Genomic DNA, 16,067 nt, shown 5'->3' with positions numbered 1-16,067 from the left:
AACGCTAAACTCATGAAAAATTTAAAAAATAGATATTTTAACAAGTTTGCAGCCACACTTTTGCTTTTGGTTATAAGTTTGAATTCTTGTACTGGAGATTTAGAAAAGTTGCCAACCAATATAGAAACAAACAACGATCAATTTGCAACGGTCGATGGGTATAAGCAAGCCTTAGCTTCTGCTTTCGGAAATCTGGTTTACTCACCATTTTTAAGAAATTTTTGGAAAATGCAAGAGCATACCACCGATATGGCTGTAAGCACCTGGAACGTAGACAGCGATCGAACTTTTCATAATTTTGAATATAGTGCCGATACGCCTGCAATAACTTATGTGTACGAAAGTGCCTTGCAAACCATTACTTTAGCCAATAATTTTATTATTGAATCGGATCCTGGAACCGTTTCAGAGCGTGGTTTTTCTGGTGCTGATGCCGATGACATTGCACAGTTTCAAGCTGAGGTTAAATTTTTAAGAGCCTATTGCTACTGGGTGCTTATGGATCTTTATGGAAATCCGCCACATCCAACCGAAACCGATTTAGGTGGTGGTTTCCCTGAGCAAATTCAACGTGCCGATTTATTCAATTGGATTGAAGCGGAACTTACGGGAATTGAAGGGGCTTTGGCCGACCCAAGAACTAATGAAAGAGGTCGCGCCGATAAGGCTGCGGCTTGGGCTTTACTGTCAAGGTTGTATTTAAATGCCGAAGTTTATATAGGCACCGCACGTTATGATGATGCAGCCAATTATGCAAGTAAAGTGATCAATGCAGGCTATGCTTTAGAGCAAAATTACCAATGGCTCATGCTAGGAGATAATGAGCTTAATACGAACGAGTTCATTTGGACCATTAACTACGAAAGTATGTTTGAAACTTGGGACGGTACTAACTTCTTAACGGTAGGGCCTTGTGGGGTAACTGCCGAAGTTACCGGTTCGGTGTCTTCTTGGAGTATGTACCGTTTTACGCAACAAATTGCCGATTTATTCCCAACCACAACAGCAACAAACTGGGATGATGATAAACGCGCCATGTTCTGGACCGACGGACAGCAGTTAGAGGTTGAGGTACTAAACGATGCCACTCATGGTTATGGAGGATACAAGTATAGAAACGTTAAAAGAGATGGCTCTAGAATGCCGCAAAATAATACCTATGGGAACCTATCGGATATCGATTTTCCTGTGTTTCGTTTGGCTGAAGTGTATTTAACTTATGCTGAAGCCGTGTTAAGAGGAGGAAACGGAAATAGAGCTGATGCTTTAATGTATGTGAACTTTATTAGAGGACGTGCTTACGATAATAACCCTTCGAGTACCCTTGGAAATATTACCGATGCCGAATTGACCTTAGATTTTATTTTAGATGAACGAGCCAGAGAATTGTACTGGGAAGCGCAAAGAAGAACAGATTTAATTCGTTTCGATAAATTAACTACGGGCGATTATTTATGGGCTTGGAAAGGCGGCGTGAAAGAAGGACGCCCTGTGGATGCTAAATACAAATTATTTCCTATTCCAACCTCAGATTATTTAGCTAATCCGAATCTGGAACAGATTGATGGATTCTAATCAAAAACAAAACATTAATTATGAAAACAATATTAAATATCATAACTATCATGCTTGTGGGGATATCCTGTTTAACCTTTCAAGCATGTACCGATGACGATCCTGTAGCGGTTGCACAAGCGCCATCAGACGAAAAACAGGTGGTGCCTAGTACCGATGCTGTGGTTCTAGAACAACGTGATGCCGATAACCAAACCGCCATTTCATTTACTTGGGATGAAGCTTGGTACGGTGTGAGTACACCAACCACATTCACCTTACAAATCGATGCCGAGAATGGCGATTTTTCAAATGGCGTGAATAATGTAGTTACTGGCGGTACTGTGTCGTATACACACAGTCAGTTAAACGCTTATGCTATAAAATTAGGTTTAGAGCCAGAAGCCGTTGGAAAACTAAAAGTGCGCCTAAAAGGAAACTTGAAATACGACGAATTGGTAGCCTATACCGCCGAAGAGATGATATCGGTTACGCCGTATAAAACCTTGTCTTTAGAGTTTCCTATGCCAACGAATTTGTATTTGCAAGGGGGTGCTGTGGCGTCAAATTGGGGATACCCGATTCCAGATGAGCAAATGATGGTACAGGTAGACGATCATAGGTTTGCTTTAATTTTGGAGTTATACGAATGGGGTAATTTTGCTTTTATCACCAATTCGGCAGCATGGACCGATCCTGCTTATAAAGCAGAAACCGATATGGAGCCTTACGAAGGTGGGAATTTCATTCCTTCAGGTGCCGAAAACAACTGGGGTGGTAGCGATATTCAAACGCCTGGTGCCACAGGAACGTATAAAGTGATTATGGATTTTACTCAAGGTACTTTTATAGTAAGTCCAGAGGCGTCTTTAATGGATGCGCCAGCCGAATTGTTCATTACTGGTGAAGCCACGCCTTTAGGTTGGGACGCCCCAGATACTTCGCAGCAATTTACCCAAGTGGACGACCATACCTTTACATTAACCGTTGCCCTTGAAGGAGGAAAAACCTATGCTTTGCTTACTGAATTAGGTTGGGACCTCGCTTACAAAGGCAAAACGGCTAACGAAAATCCTATGGCGGGCGATTTAAAAGCTTCAGGGCCAAATACGAATCCGGCCTGGGGTGGTTTTGATATTGTAGCGCCAGATACAGGGACCTACACCATTACCGTTAATTTTAAAGCAGGAACCTTTGTATTGTCCTTGTAATTAAAAAACTAATTGAATGTCCGCAATCCATCATAAACTATAACGACAACTTGTTTCAGCTTCTCACAATAAGTGATCCTATTTACAGTATTATGAGATACTGAAACGAGTTCAGCATGACGCCAAAAGTAAAGTTATAACACAAAACGGGCAATCAGAAAAAACTATAAAAGTAAAACACAATGAAATATCTATATAAAATATTAGGACTCTTTGTTATTTTAACGCAGATTAGTTGTTCGGAGGATAAGCCTGTAGAAGCACCGGTTTACCCAGATCCGCCAAAGTTAGATAACTTTGTTATTGGTACCACCATGGGGTTTGCTAGTCATCAAGAAAAGTATGGCGGCGTTGTTTTTAAAGAAAATGAAGTGCCTAAAGACCCATATTTAAGTATGAAAGATCACGGTGCTAATATGGTGCGTTTACGTATCGATTTACCACCTTACACCAATAGGTTTACCGTTGATGGTATTCCTGTGGATTTTCGCTCGGTTGCTAATGTGAAAAAGGATTTTAAACGCGCTCAGGATGCCGAGTTGGGTGTGCTTTTAACTTTTGGTTATACGTCTATGGCCTTGGAAGATGATCAGAAATTAAACGACTATGTGGCACCATTAGAATGGCAACCTATTGCCGACGATTTAGGGAAGCTGCAAGACAAGGTTTACGAACATACCTATTCGGTTTTAGAAGATTATATTTCAGATGGTTTTGTACCAAAAATTGTATCGATTGGAAATGAAACCAGTGGTCGTTTTTTAGAACCGAATTTACCAGAATCGGAATTGGATCCCTATACCTTATCGCGTGTGGTTCCTTTGCTAAACTCAGGGACTAGAGCTGTTAGAGACATCAATGAAAAACATGGATTAAATATTCCTGTTTCTGTACATATTCCAGATACTTCCGATATGACTCGCTTTGTTAATGCAGCCATGTTACAAAATTTAGATTTCGATATTCTATCGGTGTCACATTATCATGAATGGCATAGCTTGGGTGCATTTGCTAATTGGAAGGAGGCTGTTTCTTGGTTGAAAAACACCTATAACAAAGATTTTTTAATCATTGAAACTGCTCAATTGTTTACTGATGTTAACTACGATAATAAACCAAACCGATTAGGCGTTTATAACATCCCTGATGGTTATCCTAATAATCCGCCTACCACCCAAACGCAAAGGGATTATTTAGCCGATTTTGGTAAAGAACTTAAAGTGGCCGGCGCTGTAGGTATTGTTGCTTGGGGTGGCGAATGGGTTGGTTCGGAAACCATTATTTATGCCGATGAATGGGGGCCTCATGGTTCGGCATGGGATGATAAAACGTTTTGGGAAACCAATAAACCAGATGGAACACTTGGTTATTATAACTTGCACGATGGCGTAAACTGGATGCAAGATGTTAGAGATTACAATCCTTAATTTTTAAAAAGTGAACTGTTGAGAAAGATTTGTTATTTGTTTGTTTTGTTTTTTGTTTCTGCCTGGGCAGTATTTTCCCAGCAGTCCACTTTTGTTGATGATGCTGGGGTTTTTCGTTGGACGGATTCTAAAAAAGAAGTTAGACTATTTGGTGCGAATTACACTTTACCTTTTGCGCATGGCTTTCGTGCGATTAATTACTTAGGAAAGGATCATAAAAAAGCCATCGATGAAGACGTGTATCACATGACACGCTTGGGACTCGATGCTTTTAGAATTCATGTTTGGGACACCGAAATTAGCGATAGTTTAGGGAATGTTATTCCCACCAAACAATTGGATTTATTGGATTATACCTTAGCGCAATTTAAAGCACGTGGTTTTAAAACCATTGTGACACCTTTTAAAGTTGGCGATAACGGTTACCCAGAAAAAAGCTTTCCAGCTCCTGGTTTTAGTGCCAATTTAGAGAAATATGAAACCTATGATGATGAAGCGATTCTGCAAAAGCAAGAACGTTATTTCGAGCAGTTTTTAAATCACGTGAATCCTTACACAGGGCTTGCCTATAAAGATGATCCCGATATCATTGCTCTAGAAATTAACAACGAGCCTAGACATGATAATGCCGAGGTCGCCACGAAATACATCAATAGAATGGTTGATGTCATTCGAAAATCAGGTTTTAAAAATCCAATTTTTTATAACGTAGCCGAGCGTCATGAGTTTGTAGAGGCTTATTGTGAGGCAGATATTCAGGGTTGTACGTTTCAATGGTATCCTACCGGATTGGTTTACAACAAAACCTTAAATGCCAATTTTTTGCCAAATGTAGATGTGTATAACATTCCGTTTGAAAATTTGGAAGGGTTTAAAAATAAGGCCCGAATCATTTACGAATTTGATCCTGCTGATATGGCTGTGTCTTATCTGTATCCCGCGATGGCTCGAAGTTTTCGTGAAGCTAAATTTCAGTTTGCCACACAGTTTGCTTATGAGCCTTTGGAATTAGCCTTTGCCAATACCGAATATCAAACGCATTATTTGAACCTGTTGTACACGCCTTCAAAAGCTATTTCCTTGCTTATTGCTTCTCATGTGTTTCATGATATGAAAAACGGAGAATCCTATGGGCGTTATCCCAAGAATTTGAATTTCGGTCATACAAAATTGGATACAGAACAGGATCGTGCAGAATACCTTTCCGATGAAAACTATTTTTATACCAATGGTTCTACCAGCGCTGTCGTTTCAGAAAAAAAACTGAAGCACATTGCCGGAGTAGGATCCTCTTCCGCAGTAAAATATTCTGGAACAGGCGCCTATTTTTTAGATAAAATTGAAAAAGGCGTTTGGCGCTTAGAGGTGATGCCCGATTATTTATGGGTGAAGGATCCTTTTGAAAAGGCGAGTCTGGATAAAACTGTGGCCGTTATTCGGCATAATGAACAGACTATGACGGTTCTCTTGGAGGATTTGGGCAATCATTTCAGCATAAAGCCTTTAAATGCTGGAAACGATTTTCAAACGGTAGTTAAGGATAAACAGTTTAACATCGTTCCTGGTACTTATTTAATTCAAAAGCATGGGGCGACATTTCAAGAGAATGCCGCTCAGAACATAAATCATTTGGGGCTTACCGAGTTTGTTGATTTTACGCAAGAAATTGATGAAGTTTATGTGGTACATCAGCCTCAAGAATATGTTTGGGAAGACCAGAATATAGAAATTGAAGCCCAAGTTGTAGCACCAGATGCCATTGAAAATGTTGCCGTGGTTTTGCCTTCAGGCTATCAAAAAACCGATAACTATAACATGACTAAAACGGGAGCTTTTACTTATAAGGTAAGCATTCCTAAAGCGAAGATTCATGGTGATGCTTTTCGATATTATATCGTGGTTGAAACCAAATCTGGAAAAACAACCTATCCAAATCAAATAGAAGGGAGTCCAGAAGACTGGGATTTTATAGCTCAAGAACGTTTTGAAACTTTTATCACCAAAAAACCACAAAATATCGTGCTTTTTGATGCGAATAAAGGTATGGAAAATACCCTTTGGCCAGATTATTACAATAATATTAAGTACCGTTCAAATTTTGTTTGGGATGCGTTTCACAGCACAAAACAACTGGAGGTTTCTGTAGAAAATTTAGAAGGACGAATTCCTGATTTCACTTTTAAAATTTTAGTGGATAAAGATTTGAGTGTCGTAAGTCAGGCTTCAGAATTGGTGGTTAGGGCTTCATCTGGCGCGCTGTCTCGTCAGAAAGTGCAGGTGGCTTTGCAAATGCAAAACGGTGCTGTTTTTGGAACGGTTATCGATTTGCCTTCCGAAGAAAAAACTATTAGAATACCGCTTAAAGATTTAAAAATCGTGAAACAAGTGGTGCTGCCAAGAGCTTATCCTGTTTTTCAGCCGTATAGGTTTCAATCGGAAGCTAAAACCGATTTTGATGCTACTAAAATTGAAGCAATTCAATGGTCTTTTGGTCCTGGACTCCATAAAAATGACCATCAGAAAGAACAAAAAATGATTATAGACAAAATATTTTTAAACTAAATGAAGTATTTCAAATATAGCTGGTACGCCTGTGTTTTATTACTCGTTTTTTCTTGTAATGAAACAGAAAGCAACTTTGTGGAGGAACAAAATTTTAATGAAGATTGGTTTTTTAATCGTCTAGAAGCCTCTGAAATCTTAACAGATTTTGCGCAACCTGATACCGATTTTCAGCATTGGGAATCTGTACAGTTGCCTCATACCCCTAAAATTGAACCCGAAGTGGTGAATAACCAATGGCAAGGGATTTGTTGGTACCGAAAGTCATTTGTTTTGGATGATAACATGCAGAGTAAAAAGCTATATCTCAAGTTTGAAGGCGCCATGAATATCGCCAAGGTTTGGGTGAATGGCGAAAAACTTTTAACGCATCAAGGCGGCTATTTGCCTTTTGTGGTCGATTTTACTACCGTAGCTAAATTTAAAGCAAATAATACGGTTGCCGTGAAATTGGATAACAGAGATAACCCTGTTACAGGGCCAAAACCACTCAAAATATTAGATTTTAATACCTATGGTGGTTTGTATAGAAATGTATGGCTCATCGCTAAAAACCCTTTACATATTACCGATCCTATTTTAGAAAATAAAAAAGCTAGCGGTGGAGTTTTTGTGACTTTTCCTCAGGTTTCAAAAGAAAAGGCTACCGTACAGGTGCAAACACATGTTAAAAATGAGGGGCTTTCGGTGAAAACATTTCAAGTAAGAAATACACTTTTGAGGGATGGGGATGAGGTAGTTTCTGTTGAAAGTAATACCCAAACTTTAGAGCTTGGGAACGATTTGGAAGTCCAAGCGAATTTAATTGTAAAAAACCCAAAATTATGGTCGCCTAGTGCTCCAAATTTATACCATTTAAAAACGGAAGTTTTTGTAAACGGCCAAGTTGTCGACCAAGAAGTGCATCGTATAGGTATTAAAACGATGAAGTTTATTGGGCAAGATTTCTATTTGAATGGTGAAAAAACCTTTTTACGCGGTGTTAATCGTCACCAAGAATATCCTTACATCGGGTATGCGCTTTCTGAAAATGCCAATTACCGCGATGCTAAAAAAATTAAAGAGGCTGGGTTTGATTATGTGCGTTTGTCTCATTATCCTCAAAACAAAGCGTTTATGGATGCTTGTGATGAACTTGGATTAGCCACTATTGATGCTATTTTAGGATGGCAATATTTTAGTGAAGATGCCGCTTTTCAAAATCATGTGTTTCAAACAGCCCGCGATTTAATTCGTCGTGATAGAAATAGAGCCTCAGTTATCGCTTGGGAAGTGTCGTTAAACGAATCGTGGATGCCAGAACCTTTTATTGACGAGTTACACAAAATTGCCCATGAAGAATATCCAGGTGATCAATGTTTTTCAGCAGGATGGCAATCGTATGGTTGCGATATCTATTTGCAAGCCCGCCAACACCGTTTGGAACATTATGACGAAACGGTGAAAAAACCATACAACGTATCTGAGTACGGCGATTGGGAATATTACGCTATGAATGCCGGTTTGGATCAAAGCAGTTGGAGCGATTTGTTGCAAGAAGAACGCTCTAGCAGACAATTACGTGATGCTGGAGAGGCTGCTTTGTTACAACAGGCTACCAACATTCAAGAAGCGCATAACGATAATTTAAACACGCCTGCATTTGCCGATGGTTACTGGGTGATGTTTGATTATAATCGAGGCTATGCCGATGATGTAGAAGCTTCAGGAATTATGGACATCTTCCGTATTCCAAAGCCTTCGTATTATTTTTATCAAAGTCAGCGTAGCGCTAACGAGCCCTTTGGAAAACCTGTTATTCATATCGCGAATCAATGGACACCTGAAAGTTCGTTAGACGTACGTATTTTTAGTAATTGTGATACCGTTGAATTGTTTTTAAACGGAAAAAGTTTAGGACGACAAACTCCAGATCAAAACAGAACAACCACCAACCTAAAGCATCCGCCGTTTACCTTTAGGTTAAAAGCATTTGAAACTGGGAAGTTGGAAGCTAAAGGTTATATGGATGATAAGGTTTTAGTTACGCATACAAGGCGAACCCCACAGGAAGCAGCTAAAATTGAAGTGGTTATTGATGATGGCGATTTGGATGTTGAAGCCAATGATATCTTTCTTGTACACGCTCAAGTTACCGATATTCACGGTACGGTAATTCCTGATTTTTCTGAAGCTGTCACTTTTCAAGTAGCAGGTGATGCCGAACTTATTGGTGAAAACCCTGTGAAATGCGTAGCAGGTATCGCATCTATTTTACTTAAAACAAGCGTGAGTTTGGATGATATTAAAGTCAGTGCAAAAACGAGTAGCCCTTTATTGTCTATGACTAATAAGGGTGTTAATACGAAAAAAAATGATGAGATGAATAACGTTGGAATTTCAGACTTTTTTTGGCAAGGCATAAATATTGAAAGTCAGTTAGATGTTGTAAAACTTGTTAAAGAGCAGGGGCATCAAATTGAAAACCATAGCTGGAATCATGAAAACGGATCGGCTTTTTCAAATGTAGATTTATGGGTTAATCAGGTTCAAAAAACTTTCGATGAATTTGAAACAAAAGCCAGTTGCACTGCTACTTATTACAGACCACCTTTTGGAGCTATTACTCAAGATCAAATTAATTTTTTAGCTGAAAAAGGGATTAAAACCGTGCTTTGGTCGTTTAGTACAGACGATTGGGATGTAACAAAAAACAGCAAAGACAACTTGTTGGAAATGTTTAAAAATCAATTGCATAACGGAGCCATTGTGCTTTTGCACGATGCTGATTATGGCCGTTTGGAAGACAAGCTAGTAGCTATCGAGCAAATGATTATATACGGAAAATCAAAAGGTTTTGAGTTTGTTTCGCTTAAGGATGTTATTTAACACCTAGGGTTAACCCTTAATTTGCGAAGAATCACGAACAATTAGCTCGGCATCCAAAATCTTTTTATTTAAACTTTGTTTTATTACAGGCGCTTTCATGTACTCTAAAAAGGTTTCCGCTGCCAGTTTTCCAATAGCCTCACTGTGTTGGTTGATACTGGTAATAGATGGGTTAACCATAGACGTAAAAGGTTCGTTTCCAAAACCAACTAATGCGATGTCGTTCGGTACACTAATTTGGTTTTCTTGAAGAATTTGTAAGGCTCCTAATGCCGCATAATCACTAGCTGCATAAACGGCATCTGGGCGGTTTTTTAATTGTAATAGCTGCTCCATTTTTGCTCTACCATCTTCAATAGTTAAACTGCCTTCCAATAATAATTCTGGTTCTACAGGCAAATGGTAGGTTTTTAATGCATCCATGTAACCTCTAATGCGGTTATTAAAAATGCGGGTATGCTTGTAGCCCCCAATATGGGCTATACGTTTACAGCCCTGTTCTACCAAATGCTGAACAATAATGCGACTACTTTTATAATCGTCTATCCCGATGTAATCAACGTTTAAATCATTTTCACCACGATCAAAAAGAATGAGCGGAATGCCCTTGGTTTTAATTTTATTGTAATAATTCAAATCGATCGTTTCATTGGCCATCGAGGCTATAATACCATCAACTTGGGTATATAATAGGGTGTCTATATTATCACATTCTTTTTTATACGATTCGTTGGAATGCGTCATGATGATATTATACCCCTTTTTGTTTAAAACCTCTTCCATGCTTTGTACAACAGACGAAAAAAAATGGCTGTTTGTACGTGGCGCAATAATACCAACCAAGTTACTTTTTCCCTTGCGTAGGGCACTGGCTAAGTGGTTTGGGTGATAATTCAAGTTTTTAGCAACTTGTTTAACTGCCTTTTTTGTTTTTTCACTAATGCGCGAATCGTCGTGCAGCGCTTTAGAAACCGCAGCAGGAGAGATGTTTAGCACGTTGGCTATATCTTTTATGGTCGTTTTTCTTTTGATATTTATTTTTTTTATATCTTTGCTTAAACGTTTAAGCAAATGTAGTTCTTAAATTTGTATAATCAAAACAGATTAAGAAAACTGTTTTGAAGACAAAGGCTTTTTACATCGTAATGCTTAAACGTTTAAACAAAACATAATTTTTTGAATTTTAAATAATAAAAAGAAATGAGTAAAGTAGTAACGTTTGGAGAAATCATGTTAAGATTAGCTCCTCAAGGATTTTTAAGATTTTCTCAAGCTAACAATTTTGATGTTGTTTATGGTGGGGGTGAATCTAACGTGGCAGTATCATTAGCTAACTATGGTATTTCTTGTGATTTTGTAACACGTTTACCTAAAAATGATATTGGTGAGTGTGCCATGATGGAAATGCGCAAAAGAGGCGTTGGTGTTGATAAAATTGTTTGGGGTGGTGATCGTTTAGGTATCTATTTTTTAGAAACTGGTGCTGTTTCAAGAGGTTCTAAAGTCGTTTACGATAGAGCGTATTCTTCTATGTCTACTATTGAGTCTGGAATGATCGATTGGGATGCTGTTTTTGAAGGTGTTGAGTGGTTCCACTGGACAGGTATTACACCAGCAATTTCTCAAAGTTCTGCTGAAGTATGTTTAGAAGCTGTTAAAGCAGCTAGCGCAAAAGGTATTACTATTTCTACAGATTTAAACTACCGTGCTAAATTATGGAAGTACTGTGATGATGCTCATAGAGAATCTATCATGACTGAATTAACATCGTACTGTGATGTTGTTTTAGGAAACGAAGAAGATGCTGAAATGCACTTTGGTATCAAACCAGAAGGAATTACGGTTCAAACTGCTGGACATGATGTAAAAGCTGAGGCTTTCTTATCTGTTTGTAAGCAAATGATGGAGAAATTCCCAAGAGCTAAAAAGGTAATTACTACTTTAAGAGGTTCTATCTCTGCATCTCATAACACATGGGCTGGAGTTTTATATGATGGAAAACAAATGTTAGAAACGCGTCAGTACCAAATTACAGATATCGTTGATAGAGTAGGTGGTGGTGATTCATTCATGGGAGGTTTAATCTACGGATTATTAACTTACCCAGATGATGACCAAAACGCACTTGACTTTGCTGTTGCAGCATCTTGTTTAAAACACACTATTAAAGGTGATGCCAACTTAGTAACAGTTGATGAAGTTAAAAAATTAATGGGTGGCGACGCTTCTGGTCGTGTAGCTCGATAATAAATATGTAAAAAGGTAATGAGGCAACTCATTACCTTTTTTTTATATATGGAAAAATCTATTGCAATTATATGTGGTGGTGGACCCGCTCCAGGCATTAATACTGTGATTAGTACCCTTGCAAAAACCTTTATTAAAGATGGTTATAATGTGTTAGGCGTACATCATGGGTATAAAGGCTTGTTTTCAGATGATCCTCAAGTTGAAATTTTCGATTTTAATAAAGCAGATCGCATATTTAGTCGAGGTGGTTCAACTTTAGTAATGAGCCGTTTTAAGCCTAAAGATTCCGATTTTAAAGCCGATTTCTTTCAAAAAAATAATGTCAAATTATTGGTTACTATTGGTGGCGATGATACGGCCTCAACAGCAAGTCGATTAACAAGATTTCTTGTTAGTAAACAGCTGGATGTTGCCCATATTCACGTTCCTAAAACCATTGATAACGATTTGCCTTTGCCGGATAGAAACCCCACTTTTGGATTTCATACAGCAAAAGATGAAGGTGTTCGTATAGGAAACACCGTTTATGAAGATGCTAGAACAAGTCAGAACTGGTTTGTTGTTTCGGCCATGGGGCGATCAGCAGGGCATTTGGCTTTTGGTATTGCTTCAGCTTGTCATTTTCCTATGATGATTATCCCAGAAATGTTCCATAAAACGAACATTACTTTCGATAAGCTTATCAAAATGATTATTTCATCAATCATTAAAAGTAAAATTAAAGGGATTGAATATGGCGTGGCTTTAGTAAGTGAAGGTGTTTTTCATTTTATGGATGAAGATGAAATTACAAATTCAGGTATTAATTTCACCTATGACGATCATGGACACCCTGAATTAGGAAACGTTAGTAAATCACATATCTTCAATTACCTTTTACAAGTCAAACTGAAAGAATTAGGATTAGAAATTAAGTCGAGACCCGTAGAAATTGGTTACGAACTAAGATGTTGTAACCCTATAGCTTTTGATTTAACTTTGTGTACCTTATTAGGAATTGGTGTTAAAAAATTATTTGATGAAGGCGTTACAGGTTGTATTGTAAGTGCTAATTCAAGAGGTGATATAACCCCTTTATATTTAAGTGATTTTGAAGATGAGAACGGCAAAGTTCCTCCAAGATTGGTTGATATAAATTCAGATATGGCTCAGTTATTCATTAATCACCTTATCTATATTAGAGAGCGTGATTATGAAGAAGCAAAAAAATATGTAGTTAATCCAGAAGACTACGATGTTAAGAAAATTTTAAACTGGAATTAAACAAAATAAATAATTATGGCACAATTTTCAAGATTAGAAGTGGCGCAAGCCATGAAAGATACAGGAATGATTCCTTTATTTTTTCACAGTGATATAGAACTAAGTAAAAAAGTATTAAAAGCTTGCTACGATGGTGGTGCGCGTTTAATGGAGTTTACAGCTCGTGGTGATTTCGCTCACGAAGTTTTTGGAGAATTAACGAAGTATGCTATTGCTGAATTACCAGGAATGATTATGGGTGTTGGTTCTGTAACCGATGGTGCTGCGGCTTCATTATACATGGCTTTAGGTGCAAACTTTATCGTAACGCCTGTATTAAGAGAAGATATAGCAATCGCTTGTAACCGTAAAAAAGTACTTTGGTCTCCAGGATGTGGTTCATTAACTGAAATCGCTAGAGCGGAAGAATTAGGATGTGAAATCGTAAAATTATTCCCTGGCGATTTATACGGTCCAAAATTTATTAAAGGTATTAAAGGTCCTCAACCTTGGACTAGCATTATGCCAACTGGTGGTGTTTCTCCAACAGAAGAAAACCTTAAAGGATGGTTCGATGCAGGCGCAACTTGTGTTGGAATGGGATCTCAATTAATCTCAAAAGATATTATTGCAAATAAAGATTACGCGAAGTTAGAGCAAGACGTAAAAGATGCTTTAGCTATCGTGAAAAAAGTTAGAAAATAAGGTCCTTTATTTTAAATTAAAAAAGGTGGTAGCTTTATGGTTGCCGCCTTTTTTTTGTTAAAAATTTAGCAACCAGAAGTTGCTCTAGTTATCTGTTTTTATGCACTGTAGTAAAGCTAGAGAGTGGTAAGTTTGCTTTGTTAAAGATGTTGGATTGAGCGTTGTTTTTCCAAGCAAATCTTACGTATTTTGGTACTCTAACTTGTTTTGATATGACCCTAATACCTTGTTTCTCTATTTTGAATTTAGCAGGATGAAAAATAAGGTCTTCACCTGCTATTTCGAATAAGGATTTTGAGGTTTTTTGATAGAGCCCCTCCGCATAATTAAATGATAAAATGGCTTTATTTTTTCTGAAAGTAACAGATGAAAAATTTGGGCTTTCAACCAAATCATTAATGACTTTATAATGTTTTTTTAAGGCCAAATTCGCTAAGCGAACACCTACCGATTTTTTGTCTTTTGGATGAATTTCATCAACAGAGGATATATCGCTAATGACTACCATTTCGGTATGTACAATGGTATTTGAAACTCGGCGTTGCGCATCCCGAATTTGTACGCTGCCAAAATGATTATCACCATAATTATAAGGCGCAATTTGTACCAAATAAAAAGGAAAGTTTTTTTGCTATACTGTACGCCAGGATGTTATTAAGGCTTCTAATGTTTTATCGTAAACTGTTGAGCCGCCATTCGATTCGCCTTGGTACCAAAGTACGCCAGAAATAGTGTAGCCAATAAGGGGGTAAATCATGCTGTTAAAGGCTCGGCCAGGTTCAATTGGACCGTATTTTGAAGGGTTAAGTTTTTCAGCTGCTTTTTTTAGGGTGTCATTATTAGTAATTGTGTTTTCGAGCATCCATATTTCTGCTGGCGTGCCTCCCCAGGCAGATACCATAAGCCCGACAGGTACATTTTTTAAGGTTTCCTGAAGTTTGGTTGCGAAAAAATAGGATAAAGCGCTAGATTTTTTCATGGTTTCTGGTGTGCAAATTTCCCATTGTGTTAAGCTATTATTTTGCGAATTTTTTGCTGCAATTTTTGGAGCCGTAAAAAAACGAATGTTTGTATGGTTGGCAGCCGCAATTTCTTGTTCGCCATTTTTTATGCCCCAACTGGCAGGCATTTCCATGTTAGATTGTCCCGAACAAAGCCAAACTTCACCAATTAGAACATCTTTTAAAACAAGCTCGTTATAGCCGTTAATTTTAATTTGAAAGGGGCCGCCGTATTTTGGAGTTTCTATTTTTAATTCCCAAAAGGCTTGGTTTGATGTTTTGGTTTTGTATGTTTTGTTATTCCATGATGGTGAAATTACAATGTCTTCATTTGGGGCTGCCCATCCCCAGATACGTACGTGATCTTTTTGTTGTAAATGGCTAACACGGTTCGATTTGTGCCAGTGATTTCGGAGTTACTGTGCCGTTGATTTCGGTTTAAATTGTGCCACACGGAAATTGAGTTAGCTAAAAACGGTTTGATTTGTGCCAATGTTTCCGTTTCGATTTGTGCCACTTTAAGAGATCAAGTAATTACCTTATTGCTCTAAAAAGCGATATGGCCAACACACTTGATCCAAAGGACCTAAAACAAATTATCAACTTAAAACAAGATGGTTATAGTAACCGTCAAATTGGAGCCACACTTGGCATTTGCCGCAACACTATAAATAGCTATATACACCTATTTAAAGGTAGTGGTTATAGTTTTAAGGAGTTATTAAAGCTAGACAACCACACCCTAGAAAAGCTCTTTACATCTCATACAACCATAAATAACAAACGCTATGATGAATTGATGCTTTATTTTGAAAGTATTAATAAGGCTCGGAACCACCCAGGATTTACTTTTTTGTACCACTACACAGAATATAGTCAAAAGGTTAAAGACCCTTATAGTTACACTCAATTCATGGAGCATTACCATCGTAAATATGCCAAGATCAAGGGATCTATGAAACTTGAACACGAGGCAGGGAAAGAGATGTTCGTGGACTTTGCTGGAAAAAAACTTCAGATAGTAGACAAAATCACAGGCGAGATACTTCCAGTAGAGGTCTTTGTTGCCATGCTCCCTAACAGTCAGTATACCTATGTTGAGGCTTGTATGAGCCAAAAGCGTGAAGATTTTATAAGTTGTTGCGAAAACGCCCTTCATTTCTACGGGGGGAGTACCCAAGGCCATCGTATCAGACAATCTAAAATCAGTCGTTACCAGATCTAGTAGATACGAAGCTCAGGTTAAC

General features: G+C 38.0%; 12 protein-coding genes. 9 read left to right on the top strand and 3 right to left on the bottom strand.

Features of this window, described 5'->3' with window-relative positions:
* Positions 1–12 precede the first annotated feature (12 nt).
* The 5 genes from C1A40_RS05165 to C1A40_RS05145 all read left to right on the top strand — a co-directional run bounded on the left by C1A40_RS05165 (position 13) and on the right by C1A40_RS05145 (position 9,622).
* A complete protein-coding gene (locus tag C1A40_RS05165) occupies positions 13–1,575 on the top strand; it encodes a RagB/SusD family nutrient uptake outer membrane protein (RefSeq protein ID WP_102994961.1) in 1,563 nt (520 codons plus the stop codon).
* Positions 1,576–1,595: 20 nt separating this feature from the next.
* A complete protein-coding gene (locus tag C1A40_RS05160) occupies positions 1,596–2,765 on the top strand; it encodes a SusE domain-containing protein (protein WP_102994960.1) in 1,170 nt (389 codons plus the stop codon).
* 182 nt (positions 2,766–2,947) lie between these two features.
* Positions 2,948–4,192 (top strand): glycosyl hydrolase 53 family protein, encoded by a 1,245-nt coding sequence (locus tag C1A40_RS05155; RefSeq protein ID WP_102994959.1) that lies wholly within the window; start codon positions 2,948–2,950, stop codon positions 4,190–4,192.
* An 18-nt stretch (positions 4,193–4,210) separates the two neighbouring features.
* Positions 4,211–6,754: a cellulase family glycosylhydrolase gene (locus C1A40_RS05150; protein ID WP_158651274.1), complete on the top strand. Its 2,544-nt coding sequence runs from the start codon at positions 4,211–4,213 to the stop codon at positions 6,752–6,754.
* The gene (locus tag C1A40_RS05145) at positions 6,755–9,622 is read left to right on the top strand and encodes a glycoside hydrolase family 2 TIM barrel-domain containing protein (protein ID WP_102994957.1); all 2,868 of its coding nucleotides are present in this window, start codon (positions 6,755–6,757) and stop codon (positions 9,620–9,622) included.
* Between the two features lie 9 nt (positions 9,623–9,631).
* On the opposite strand, the gene C1A40_RS05140 is transcribed toward C1A40_RS05145, so the two are convergent.
* Complete coding sequence (locus tag C1A40_RS05140) at positions 9,632–10,693, bottom strand: LacI family DNA-binding transcriptional regulator (protein ID WP_241910491.1); 1,062 nt, start codon at positions 10,691–10,693, stop codon at positions 9,632–9,634.
* Between the two features lie 129 nt (positions 10,694–10,822).
* Between C1A40_RS05140 and C1A40_RS05135 the strand changes: the two genes are divergently transcribed.
* From C1A40_RS05135 to C1A40_RS05125, 3 genes are read left to right on the top strand one after another with little or no spacing between them, the layout of a single operon-like run.
* On the top strand, positions 10,823–11,869 hold the full coding sequence (locus C1A40_RS05135) for a sugar kinase (protein ID WP_102994956.1): 1,047 nt from the start codon (positions 10,823–10,825) through the stop codon (positions 11,867–11,869).
* Between the two features lie 48 nt (positions 11,870–11,917).
* Positions 11,918–13,135: a 6-phosphofructokinase gene (locus C1A40_RS05130; RefSeq protein ID WP_102994955.1), complete on the top strand. Its 1,218-nt coding sequence runs from the start codon at positions 11,918–11,920 to the stop codon at positions 13,133–13,135.
* A gap of 15 nt (positions 13,136–13,150) precedes the next feature.
* Positions 13,151–13,819, top strand: coding sequence for a bifunctional 4-hydroxy-2-oxoglutarate aldolase/2-dehydro-3-deoxy-phosphogluconate aldolase (locus C1A40_RS05125; RefSeq protein WP_067147016.1), 669 nt, complete (start codon positions 13,151–13,153; stop codon positions 13,817–13,819).
* An 88-nt stretch (positions 13,820–13,907) separates the two neighbouring features.
* Here the strand turns inward: C1A40_RS05125 and C1A40_RS18460 are convergent, their stop codons facing one another.
* Together C1A40_RS18460 and C1A40_RS18455 are read right to left on the bottom strand one after the other, a co-directional pair.
* Positions 13,908–14,429 carry a hypothetical protein gene (locus C1A40_RS18460; protein ID WP_241910490.1) on the bottom strand — a complete coding sequence of 174 codons (522 nt, stop codon included), beginning with the start codon at positions 14,427–14,429 and terminating at the stop codon, positions 13,908–13,910.
* Between the two features lie 21 nt (positions 14,430–14,450).
* Entirely contained in the window at positions 14,451–14,990 is a 540-nt protein-coding gene (locus C1A40_RS18455) for a sialate O-acetylesterase (RefSeq protein ID WP_277871392.1), read from the bottom strand.
* A gap of 389 nt (positions 14,991–15,379) precedes the next feature.
* Between C1A40_RS18455 and C1A40_RS18450 the strand changes: the two genes are divergently transcribed.
* A complete protein-coding gene (locus C1A40_RS18450; protein WP_241910488.1) occupies positions 15,380–16,045 on the top strand; it encodes a helix-turn-helix domain-containing protein in 666 nt (221 codons plus the stop codon).
* Positions 16,046–16,067: the final 22 nt, after the last annotated feature.

This window comes from Tamlana carrageenivorans (genome assembly GCF_002893765.1).
In the GTDB taxonomy this organism is placed as follows: Bacteria; Bacteroidota; Bacteroidia; order Flavobacteriales; family Flavobacteriaceae; genus Pseudotamlana; species Pseudotamlana carrageenivorans.
This window is presented reverse-complemented; position numbering and strand designations above follow the sequence as displayed.

Coding starts and splice junctions, on each gene's coding strand:
- C1A40_RS05165 (WP_102994961.1), top strand. CDS start 13: ATGAAAAATTTAAAAAATAGATATTTTAACAAGTTTGCAGCCACACTT.
- C1A40_RS05160 (WP_102994960.1), top strand. CDS start 1,596: ATGAAAACAATATTAAATATCATAACTATCATGCTTGTGGGGATATCC.
- C1A40_RS05155 (WP_102994959.1), top strand. CDS start 2,948: ATGAAATATCTATATAAAATATTAGGACTCTTTGTTATTTTAACGCAG.
- C1A40_RS05145 (WP_102994957.1), top strand. CDS start 6,755: ATGAAGTATTTCAAATATAGCTGGTACGCCTGTGTTTTATTACTCGTT.
- C1A40_RS05135 (WP_102994956.1), top strand. CDS start 10,823: ATGAGTAAAGTAGTAACGTTTGGAGAAATCATGTTAAGATTAGCTCCT.
- C1A40_RS05130 (WP_102994955.1), top strand. CDS start 11,918: ATGGAAAAATCTATTGCAATTATATGTGGTGGTGGACCCGCTCCAGGC.
- C1A40_RS05125 (WP_067147016.1), top strand. CDS start 13,151: ATGGCACAATTTTCAAGATTAGAAGTGGCGCAAGCCATGAAAGATACA.
- C1A40_RS18450 (WP_241910488.1), top strand. CDS start 15,380: ATGGCCAACACACTTGATCCAAAGGACCTAAAACAAATTATCAACTTA.